Genomic DNA, 9,789 nt, shown 5'->3' on the forward strand with positions numbered 1-9,789 from the left:
CGGCGGCTGGCTGGGGCTGCGGCGGCTTGTGGCGGGCGAGCCGGCGCCCAGCTTCTACTCGATGCGCCCCACGCCGAGCTACGGGAGCTCGTTCCGCCTGGAGCAGCTGGGGCCGCCGCCGCTGCTGCCGGAGTTGAACCGGCCGGAGTGAGTTCGGGCCAGCATGGGGCGGCCCTGCACCTGAGCTCCCGCCGATGGTTTCTGCTGCAAGACATGCGGGGCGCCGCGCCGGTGTGCTGGCCACGGCGGCGCTACTGCTGCCCCTGGCGAGCGGCTGCGGGCCGAAGCCCGGCTGGCAGGTGCAGGAGCTGCCCGATGCGGGGTTGCCCAGGCTCAGTGAGGCCGAGCTGGCGGGCTGCGAGGCCCGGCTCAGGGCGGAGCTGGGCCTGGGCGAGGAGCTGGCCCGGCCCGCCGATGCCACGAACTTCGGCGAGCGCCAGGGCGAGGATGCGTTCGACCGGCCGGTGCCGCACCAGCCGGCGCTGATCATGCTGCATGAAACGGTGCTGTCGGCGCCGGCCACGGTGCGGCTGTTCCAGACGCCCCACCCGAAGGATGAGGACCAGGTGAGCTATCACCTGCTGATCGACCGCGTGGGCCAGCGGCTGCGGATCGTGCCGGATGGGAAGCGGGCCTACGGGGCGGGGATGTCGGCCTTTGGGGACATGACGGTGCGGATCCGGCCGAGCTCGGTGGGATCAATCAACAACGTGACGCTGCACCTGAGCCTGGAAACGCCGGCCGATGGCCGCGGCGATCAGGACGCCCATTCCGGCTACACGCCGGCCCAGTACAACGCGGCGGCGGCCCAGGTGCTGCTGTGGCAGGCGCGCCACGGCATCCCTCTGAGCCGGCTCACCACCCATGCCGCCTCCGACCGCAGTCACTCCCGCTATGACCCGCGCAGCTTCCGCTGGGACCGCTTCCTGCCGGCCTACAGCAGGGCGGTGAGCCTGTGCAATCTGCGCGCCTATGACACGGGCCGGGCGACGTATTGATGCTGGCGGAGTGTTCTGGGATACAGGTGATTCCCGGGGCTGTCTCTAGAGCTGGTGGAGGTTGCCGAGTTGAGAACCGTCTCTATTCGGTCGGGGCTTTGGGTATCACCGTGAACAGTTGGTTATCGGACCCGCTAACGGTTCCCGCACTGGGGAGGTCATCCTTGAGAAGCCTTTCGGCACAGTGGTTGTCCCGCACCCCCTCGCATCACTGGCAGGTGGTTATCGGAATGGGCAGTCTGGCTTCAGGTGGTTTGCGGAACCAGCCAATGACAAGTTCGATGGATCGCGCTTCTGTTTTGAAGATGGTGATACGAGCCCTGATTTGGCCGTAGCGGCCGGGCTCAGGCGTGAGAGCTAGAACCAGCCGGATTATCCGCGTGTTCGGCGGCCAAGAGGGCACAGCGCCTGCGTACCATCAGGGAGGCAAGTGGGATGGCATCGCCGGGGTCGCCGCTGCCGTCTTGGAGCGCTCACTCACGGCCTGGACCCTGCGAAAGCAGCTGGAGATGTCGTAGGAAAGGGCGTCCTAAATGACCGAGCGTACTGATGGTGTAGCGTCCCGCCACGCACTAACGGGTCACCCACACTTCAACGCGACGATTCCGTTCACGGCCTTCGGGTGAAACGTTGGACGCAACGGGATTCTCCGCACCAAAGCCAGTTATTCGGCCAGGTATAATTCCTCGAGTTTTCAGAGCAGATGCCACAGCGTTGGCACGCTCTTTGGACAGGACAACATTGGAGGCAGGATCGCCAACGTTGTCAGCAAAACCAATCAGCACAAGCTTACTTGGATTGGTTGAAGTGCGAATCAAGAACTCAGTAACTCGATCCAGGTCAGCCAATGCCCTGTTATCAAGCTGGTTTGAACCAGTATTAAATCGGAAGTTCACGGACAGTCGCTCTGCCCCAGCAATAACGGCTTGATACGCGCTGGAACTTCCAGCAGGGAGATCAGAACGCTGAGTAACAATTTCAAGCGGAACAAACTTCTCCTTTTCAACCACAGACTGGCCGTTTTTAGACGTTACGAACGAAATAAACTTAGCCACCTCGGGATTGCCAGCCTCAGAAATCGAATAAAGGTAGAGGCGCCGCGAGAGGGGATAGTCCTCAGTCTGAATTGTGAATCGGTTTGGAAGTAGTGCTTGCTGTCCAGGCGCGCCGATTGGTACTGGCCTGGCGTCTCCGATGTGAGTGTGTCCAACGAAACCTATGCCCGAAACATCTCCTGCAACAGCGGAAGAGAGTTCGTGGCTGTCTTCATAGGCCTTCGCAGAGGCTGCAATCGGAATGCCAGCCATGACCTGTGTTTTAAAGGAGTCGAAAGTTCCAGACTTATCGTCGCGACGATATAGTCTTACGGACTTACTTATGCCTCCAACCTGATTAAAAAAAGTAATTTTTCCATCAAATAAACCACGGACCTGGTCCACACTAAGGCTTGGAACCTGATTAGATGGACTAACAATGACGGCAATGCCATCCAGAGCCACTACATGTTCATTCGCAGGAGAGAGGATATTACCCATACCAGCCAGGCTCGCTACATCTGCAGGCTTTGCTCTCCGTGAAGCCATGCCAACATCAGCGGTGCCATCTTTCAGGCCAGTAAAGGCTGTGGAAGATCCTTTAGAACTAATGGATGCGATATAGTCAGTCCCACCAAGCCTACATGTAACGTTGATTAGTTCAACCTCAATCTTTTCCTGAGTGATATCGGTACAACCCTTGGACTTAAAATAAGCCTCTACAAGGGCTGGTGCCAGTTTTGCCCCAATGGTATTTGAACCAGCCAGCCGCAGAATGACATTGGCTCCTGAAGGACTGGAATTTGAACCCGTTGCATCGGCCGCTATGGGTGCCTTGGGCTTCAAGACTGTGCTCAGTCCGAAAACTCCAGCTGCTGCTGCACCCACCAACCCGAGGCCCGCCAACCATTTTTGGCTTGACTTGTTACCACCGCTCTTGGATGCTTGATTCGCCACAACAAGGGGCTTCCCGCACTCAGTACATACAAATTCAGCAGATTCATCAACCTCAACAACAGCCATCGAGTTGGCAATGCCACAATTGCCAATATTGAGGCAACGTCCAATTACCTTCTTGCTCATGCTGCTGCCTCCCTAATAGTCTTTAGCGAAAGTTTAGCACACTCTACAAGTTGTTGATAATCCGAACTGGCTGGGTCGTTCCCAGTTTCGGCCTTTGATTCCTCAACAATCGCTTTAATATTGAGCTCGGCCTGAGCCGGATCAGTCAATGCTTCAAGTGCCTGCTGATTCGCAGAGGTTATGGCTTCCACTGAGCCAAAGTCAAGGCGTGTCATGGCATTGAGAACGCTACTTCCCAACTCAATAGGGGGGTTATCAAAGCCGTCAGCATCCTTACTATTGAACATAAGCGTCTCCTTCCCTCGACTTTTGACTACTAGCCCCAATCCAAGGCCCAGCAGGATCTGGACACCAGCTTGCTTGATCAGGTCGGAACCACTTTGGGCGAATAAACCTGGATAGCTTTGCAGAGAGCCTGAGGTAAAGATCTCCATCTCCATTCGATCACGATTCGCAGCCAGTCGTTGATCGCACTTTTGCTGCAAGAAAGGGAGGATTCCCACCATCCGAAGAGGGAATAAGTTCTTTATTGTAAGTATTGTTATTTCATTTTGTTGATTCTCAACATCAATAAACTCCAGGTCGCCGCTCATAGATGCCCGGAAGGCATCTTTCAGCTCTTTAATGAACCCTTCTTTGTTTGCTGCTTTGGGAAGCATGACTACTGTCTTTGCGACCAATACCTGGGAGCCAGTAGGGATTCCAGGCGCAACCTTATCTCTCTCAAGGGGATTGATTGTCAGGAAAGTCCCAGCCTGATTAACTAACTCGTGAATCTTAAGTCTGAGTGCCGCACTGTCAGAGCCATATCGCTCTTCTAGTTTGGAAAGTATTGATACACCCAATATTCGCTGGTTGGACTCAGCGATCATATTGGCATGAGCAGCAAGAGCACTTTCCTCGGATGCAGCTGTAACACTATCCACAAGGTCAACGACCGAAACCCTTTCATGAAGCCGTGAAAAGGAAAGATCGTCTCCTAGTTTGGCCAGAAGGATCGAACGGATCTTAGAGGCATGAGCTGATTGAAAGGATTCATTTATGGCCAGTTCCTTGATTGCTGATCGGACCCCAACAGGCTCGTAAAATCGAATCATGTGCCCTTTAGAGTCTGCAGCGCTGTTCGCGATAAGTCTCTCTTCAAGCGATTTGGCGATCTGTGTAGTTGCTTGTTGAATATCTGCAGTTAGTGAGTCAACAGTGACCTTGAGGTCCCGGATCTCGGAGACAATCTCGAACAATAACAATTTAGCGAATGCATACGCTTCAATTCGCGTGAGTTCAATATATAGACTTTGTAGTAGGACGGATTGCCTTTCGAAGATATTGTCGCGCTTTCCAAAAGCCTTGCCAATAACCCCAAGCGATGCCCAATCGTTCAGGTTACTGGCCACTTGGCTTCTTAGTTCATCAAGCTGAGAATCGATTTTCGCTACTCGAGTTTCATTCTGCTCAATCTTTTCTTGCAGCCAAGCTGACAAGGCATCAATAATCTTGCTGATCTCCTGGAGCGAGCGGGATCCATTCTTCCACTGTTCAAGCAAGTCTCTCTCAATCAGCCTGCGAATCTCTTTAGCCATGGTAGCCTTGGAAAGGCCTTTAATTCGGTAAAACTCTTTGACTCCGAGATTCCTATAGCTTTCGTCAAACCGCTTTTGAAAAAAGCTACTTAGAGAAGTTATCCACGTCTTTGGCTCCTGCTGCTGGGCCAACTGCTTAAAGGCAGGATTTACGCTTGCCCACTCTTCAACAAGGGATTTCCAAGAGCGTTTCGGATCATCTGAGCCCAAGATACTTTCGGCAAGTAGAAGATAGTCATCGGATAGCCTCCAATCAGCAAGGACATCAGCCAAACGAACAACTGCGTTTGGATCAAAGTTCTTGCTCTCATTGACGTAGCCGAGAGCTTGTTGCCAATTGTTGAACCGGAGTTGGTGAATCCCCTGCTGGGCAAAAGAAAGTGTCAGATACTCTTTAATCTCTTCCTCAGGAATTGAAATTCTCTTGATTCCAAATCCGAGAAATCTTTTACTGCGTTCACCAGTTTTTGATGTTGCTGCAGTCTCTGGCGTACCATCCCCATTTTCGGCATTCTCCATCCTGGCAATGGATGTCAGGCCAACTGCGCCAGCAACAAATATTTTTTGGAAAAGGAATTCTGCAATGATGCCTGGCACTTCAGTGTCAACATTGGCTATGTATCCATTCTCATTTTCATTGCTGATAATATAGGCCCCGTTGAATGGATCCTTAGCGTTCATCTGAGTGCCGGTAGATACATCAACGGGTTTATAAGCGCCTGCAGAGAGGGCGTTGATCTCTGTTAGGGCCGCGAATCCATTGGCGTGATAGTTGCCTGTGTCCCAGTTTGGCTGTGGGTACTGATCTGGCAACAGGAGATAGGGCATGATTCTATACTTCTGCCCATCAGGGTATGTATTCCGGAGCTGGGCAATAACGTCAACAACAGAGCCACTGCCGGTGCCGCCTGCGAGCCCTGCAATCACATGGAAGGTAACACTTGCATCTCCATTGGATTGGAGACCTTGGACGAGAGTCTGGATCTTAGTCTTATACTCATTGACCCGACGGGCAAATAAGAACCTCCCTAGCCTGCGCTTCTGTCCACCAAGGGCTTCGCCAACAATTGTTCCAAGGATCTCCTTCCACGTTCCTTGTGAGCCTATCCAGTCACGGATGCCAGGGTAGTTGTTGATGTTATCCAGCAAGCTTGACAGATCTTCCCCGGTGATTTGCAGCTGGGATGCAGCTGACAACTGGACAGACTTTCCTAGAACCTTCCAGCTAGGATCTGTTTGCGACATCATCTCGCGAGATGAGTCTATGTACAAAAAGTCAATACTCGGAGCCGACTGGGTGGATAGCCTTTGCTCAGAAAAGATCAGCTTGCGAAGTGCCCTGATGCTTTTGCCGCCTGTTCCGCCCAGGCCTATCACCAGATGATTCATGCTGTGGTGGCTGCTCTACAGTAAGATAAAGCCCATGCTTCAATTTTACCAGCTGACAGTGCTACCTGCCTCTGCTTACCAGAGCGAAGCCCGTTAAAGTGGTTAAGACGAAGTTAATTTCCTTGATGGCATCGACGCGACCTCGAAACCGTGTAAGTTTTCGAAATTGCAGATTCCGCACAGTAACTGCTCTGTCCCATTGACAAAGCGAGACTCTCTTTCAACTAGTGCAGCGCACTTCCTTCACTGCCAACTGGGGGCAGCATGCTCCAAGCGCTCACTTGCAGTGTTGACAGGGAAAGGATCCCTAGTAAGTGTCAGAGAGGAGGCAGAGGTAGGCTGAGTCCTGCACGTAAGGCAAATATTTGTAGGTGGTACCTGTTTTGAAGCGACACTTCGAACACACCCCTCGAGTGGACAGGCCACCTTCAACTATCTGCTGCGCCACCCCAGGCTCATTGCCTGCCACTCAGGGGCAGCGTTGGATGGGCCTCTTATATCATGAATGAAGAATAACTGATACAATCCATGCAAGCCACCGCGCCAGCTTATCTCCGAAGGAGGCCAAGTTCGTGACTGACCAAGAACTTCAGTCCTTGCAAAGATCATTAAGCAAGCTTGAGCTTTATCAAAAGGCCGAGCTTATTCGAAATGCCATTACGCGAACATTTTCAGAGAAGAGCCCGCATCGCATATCGCAGCTTAAGGAGCTAGACGAACTTGTGGGCAGCATGGCAGAAACACTTCCTCCATGCTCGGCAAGTCAGCTACAGTCATTCGAAAACTCGATTGCAGATGCTGCGAGCTTAGCGCGACGCAGGAAGATCATCGCCGAACTTGAAGCCATTGCAGCTCTTCTTCCAGAAATAAATCTTGCAATTGATAGGGGTATTTCACGCTGGGAGCAAAATGCGCGATTGCAGGAGGAAGATGAAAAGAGAAAACTGGCGTTAGCTCAGGCGCTAGAAGAAGCCAAAGCGACAGTATCAATTGATGTAGAGCAGGCTTTGGAAAACGTAGCTCATCAAGAAGGTCAAGATGCCATTACTTCTGGATTGATTATCGAAGCACTACTTCGAATTAAAGGGTTTTGTGCTGCAGTATCAGGAAACAGTCCGCTTCGAGATCGCTATCTAAGCGAAGCGTCGCGGCACATCAATCCGCCTCACTTGTCATTGATAGAGGAAGCAGCCGGATTTTTTGCCATGTCGAATGGTGTGCTAATTTACATGAGACATCCTGCTTCGCCTCCCAAATCATTCTTTGGGTTAGGTCAAGATTTTGACTTTCGCCCTACGGGTGTACTGATCCGACAGATATCGTCCGACACCTTTCAAGCAGAGCATGCAAGCCGCGACAGAGTTGAATACGGGAAGCAGGTAGATGGAAGAGAGCGGTTACGGGTTGAGCCATTGCCCTCGGCCGACAAAGCAATGGCTTATATCAGAAGTCTTGGAGCCAAACATTGGTACACTAACTTTCTGCATCCGAATTCACCACTTAGCCAAGCCCCTCGCTATCCCTATCCCGAGGAACAGCATAGGGTCTTCATAGGCTGGAAAGACCGTGCTCAGAACAGCTCTAACCCATGAATCGTTAATCAACCAGCCATCCAACAATGCTATTCACCTGATCCGCCACCTGAATCTCTTCGCAGTTAATGATCACCCAGAGACAATACTCTCGGCGGCCAGGTGATAGCAGGGCGTTAGCTGTGCGAGGACGATCAGTTCTACAGCTGCGAGTCGGTATTCCTGCTGCGACATTTGGGTGTCACCATCGGACTGTTGGGATGTACCGAAGGCGGTCCCGGTGGTAAGCCCCGGCCAATCCCTGTACCCTGATTGAGAGTCCGCTGAGGCGACATAGCCATGAATTCTCGAGATCCGATCAAGGATTTCTTCACTTTCTTGCTCGGGGGTGTGCTCCTATCGATGGGAGCGTTTCTGTTCTTTAACCAGATCATGGTGAGTTCGCAGCCCAGCGGCCTGGGCCGGGGGCTCCGCGTCGGTCAGGGTTTTGGGCGCTCCTGGGGTGGGGCTTCTGGTGCGCTTTTCGGTGGCGGCGGCTGGGGGGGCGGCTTCGGGATGCCCCAGGGGCTTGACAACAGCTTCGGACTTTTGCTGATTCCTCTTGTAATCGGTCTCTGTCTGCTATTCGCGCTGCGCAATCAGCGTTGGGGCTGGTTTCTAGTGCTGTCCTCGCTGGCGGCCCTGGCGGTGGGGGTGCTGCAGACGTTGATTATGCGTTTCCAGCCCACTACGCTCTGGAATCTACTCACGATGATGGCCCTGATCGGCAGCGGTGGTGGCCTTATGTTCCGTTCCCTCCGCGGATACGACGGTGACAAGGAACAAAAAGACCGTTGACGATCTGATCGCCGAGCTGGAGGGGAAGGCCCCTGCCCCAAGCGGATCTCCGCAGGGCAAACCTCCCGGCAGGCAGACCCGCCTTACGGCTCTGGCATCACAGGGTTTCGGCGGCCGATTGATGCTGGCCGTCGTTCTCCTGGCCATGGGTTTCGTCGCTGGTTCGACCTTGGCAGGCCTGCGCCAGCAGATCTCCGGCGCCGTCGCCGCGAAACCGGGTGGGGAGACGCGGCAGACCCTGCTTGAGGCGGGTTGGCAGGATGCGGATCAAGGGGTGTTTACCCGCCGCTGCCAGGACAACTGCCGCAAGCCCGTGCTCTACGGGGGTGGGGTCGTCGATGTCATGGAGGTGAATTGCCTGGAGCGGCCCTGCGGGGAGATACGGGTGGCATTCGATGTTGTTGATGGCCGAGGTCAGGTGATCGATCGGATCGATGAGATAAGGAATGGGCGGCAAGGCGAACGCCTACAGATCGTGCTTGAATCACAGAATTCAGAAGCACACAGGTTTGTGCTGCAGTCTTTCAGCGCTAAAGCACGACTGGACTAAGACTTTCTCTCGCCAGCTAACAATGCCATTCACCTGAGCCGCCACCATGTGCGTCCGAATGCTCCCTTTAATCTCTGCGGCCAGGTGATGGCAAGCGTTGGAAAGATGCATAAAGCAGTCTCGCCAAGCCATCGTCCTTGGCATGTGAGGCTTGATTTTGAACCTGTTTGCTCTCCCAAGGTGGGAACCCAGGCTATGCTGAACATCAAATAGAAGGGGGGCGCTTGTCACCAACCGTCTTCCGGGAAGGCGAGTTTCGTTTTTTCTTCTTCTCACGAGAGGAAGCCGTATGCACATCCATGTGAGTCACCCAGATGGTGAGGCTAAATTCTGGCTGGAACCAACCATTGAGCTCGCCCGCAATATTGGGCTAAGCTCATCAAAGATGAAAGAGGCAGAACGCCTCGTGGAGTCCCGCAAAAAGGAGATCTCGGATGCCTGGAACAACCACTTTGGGGGCTGAAGTCACGAATGTTTCCGGCCATTGCGTCTGGATGCTTATCGACGATGAGGAGCTTGCACTTCCGTATTCCGAATTTCCCTGGTTCAAGGCAGCCACAATTCAGCAGATCCTCAACGTCTTGCGACCTGGCCCCGACCACCTGTATTGGCCAGATCTAGATATTGACTTGTCTGTTGAGTCGATACGCCATCCTGAAAGGTTTCCACTGAGGGCGAAGAGCAGGGCCGCCTAAAAGTCTGTCCACGGTGTCATCCGCGCCCCTGTCAGCATCGGTTTAGGTCGGTGGGTCTCACCGCTGGCGATGCCCGACATCTCTTCCGCCG

At 53.6% G+C, this 9,789-nt stretch carries 8 protein-coding genes; 5 read left to right on the plus strand and 3 right to left on the minus strand.

The genetic code is table 11. The features are described 5' to 3' along the window. Positions 1-194: 194 nt before the first annotated feature. Complete coding sequence (locus CJZ98_RS16525) at positions 195-998, plus strand: N-acetylmuramoyl-L-alanine amidase (RefSeq protein ID WP_094592216.1); 804 nt, start codon at positions 195-197, stop codon at positions 996-998. A 572-nt stretch (positions 999-1,570) separates the two neighbouring features. Here the strand turns inward: CJZ98_RS16525 and CJZ98_RS16530 are convergent. Continuing rightward, positions 1,571-3,115 (minus strand): substrate-binding domain-containing protein, encoded by a 1,545-nt coding sequence (locus CJZ98_RS16530; protein WP_094592217.1) that lies wholly within the window; start codon positions 3,113-3,115, stop codon positions 1,571-1,573. After that, positions 3,112-6,084, minus strand: a complete 2,973-nt coding sequence (locus CJZ98_RS16535; protein ID WP_094592218.1) for a tubulin-like doman-containing protein — start codon at positions 6,082-6,084, stop codon at positions 3,112-3,114. Before CJZ98_RS16535 ends, CJZ98_RS16530 begins: the two co-directional genes overlap by 4 nt. Positions 6,085-6,656: 572 nt before the next feature. Here CJZ98_RS16535 and CJZ98_RS18550 point away from each other — a divergent pair. Beyond that, positions 6,657-7,676, plus strand: coding sequence for a hypothetical protein (locus tag CJZ98_RS18550; RefSeq protein WP_157911055.1), 1,020 nt, complete (start codon positions 6,657-6,659; stop codon positions 7,674-7,676). A gap of 279 nt (positions 7,677-7,955) precedes the next feature. Next, complete coding sequence (locus CJZ98_RS16540) at positions 7,956-8,453, plus strand: hypothetical protein (RefSeq protein ID WP_094592219.1); 498 nt, start codon at positions 7,956-7,958, stop codon at positions 8,451-8,453. Between the two features lie 97 nt (positions 8,454-8,550). Here CJZ98_RS16540 and CJZ98_RS18555 read toward each other — a convergent pair whose 3' ends face one another. Further along, entirely contained in the window at positions 8,551-8,910 is a 360-nt protein-coding gene (locus CJZ98_RS18555; RefSeq protein ID WP_157911056.1) for a hypothetical protein, read from the minus strand. A 382-nt stretch (positions 8,911-9,292) separates the two neighbouring features. On the opposite strand from CJZ98_RS18555, the gene CJZ98_RS19595 reads away from it, so the two are divergent. Together CJZ98_RS19595 and CJZ98_RS16555 are read left to right on the plus strand one after the other, a co-directional pair. Beyond that, entirely contained in the window at positions 9,293-9,466 is a 174-nt protein-coding gene (locus CJZ98_RS19595) for a DUF4160 domain-containing protein (RefSeq protein WP_094592221.1), read from the plus strand. Continuing rightward, positions 9,438-9,698 (plus strand): DUF2442 domain-containing protein, encoded by a 261-nt coding sequence (locus CJZ98_RS16555; protein ID WP_094592222.1) that lies wholly within the window; start codon positions 9,438-9,440, stop codon positions 9,696-9,698. Before CJZ98_RS19595 ends, CJZ98_RS16555 begins: the two co-directional genes overlap by 29 nt. Positions 9,699-9,789: the final 91 nt, after the last annotated feature.

Source organism: Vulcanococcus limneticus LL (assembly GCF_002252705.1).
In the GTDB taxonomy this organism is placed as follows: domain Bacteria; phylum Cyanobacteriota; class Cyanobacteriia; order PCC-6307; family Cyanobiaceae; genus Vulcanococcus; species Vulcanococcus limneticus.

Excerpts from the sequence above, each read along its gene's own strand:
- CJZ98_RS16555 (WP_094592222.1), top strand. The coding sequence starts at position 9,438 with ATGCCTGGAACAACCACTTTGGGGGCTGAAGTCACGAATGTTTCCGGC.
- CJZ98_RS16540 (WP_094592219.1), top strand. The coding sequence starts at position 7,956 with ATGAATTCTCGAGATCCGATCAAGGATTTCTTCACTTTCTTGCTCGGG.
- CJZ98_RS19595 (WP_094592221.1), top strand. The coding sequence starts at position 9,293 with ATGCACATCCATGTGAGTCACCCAGATGGTGAGGCTAAATTCTGGCTG.
- CJZ98_RS16530 (WP_094592217.1), bottom strand. The coding sequence starts at position 3,115 with ATGAGCAAGAAGGTAATTGGACGTTGCCTCAATATTGGCAATTGTGGC.
- CJZ98_RS16525 (WP_094592216.1), top strand. The coding sequence starts at position 195 with ATGGTTTCTGCTGCAAGACATGCGGGGCGCCGCGCCGGTGTGCTGGCC.
- CJZ98_RS16535 (WP_094592218.1), bottom strand. The coding sequence starts at position 6,084 with ATGAATCATCTGGTGATAGGCCTGGGCGGAACAGGCGGCAAAAGCATC.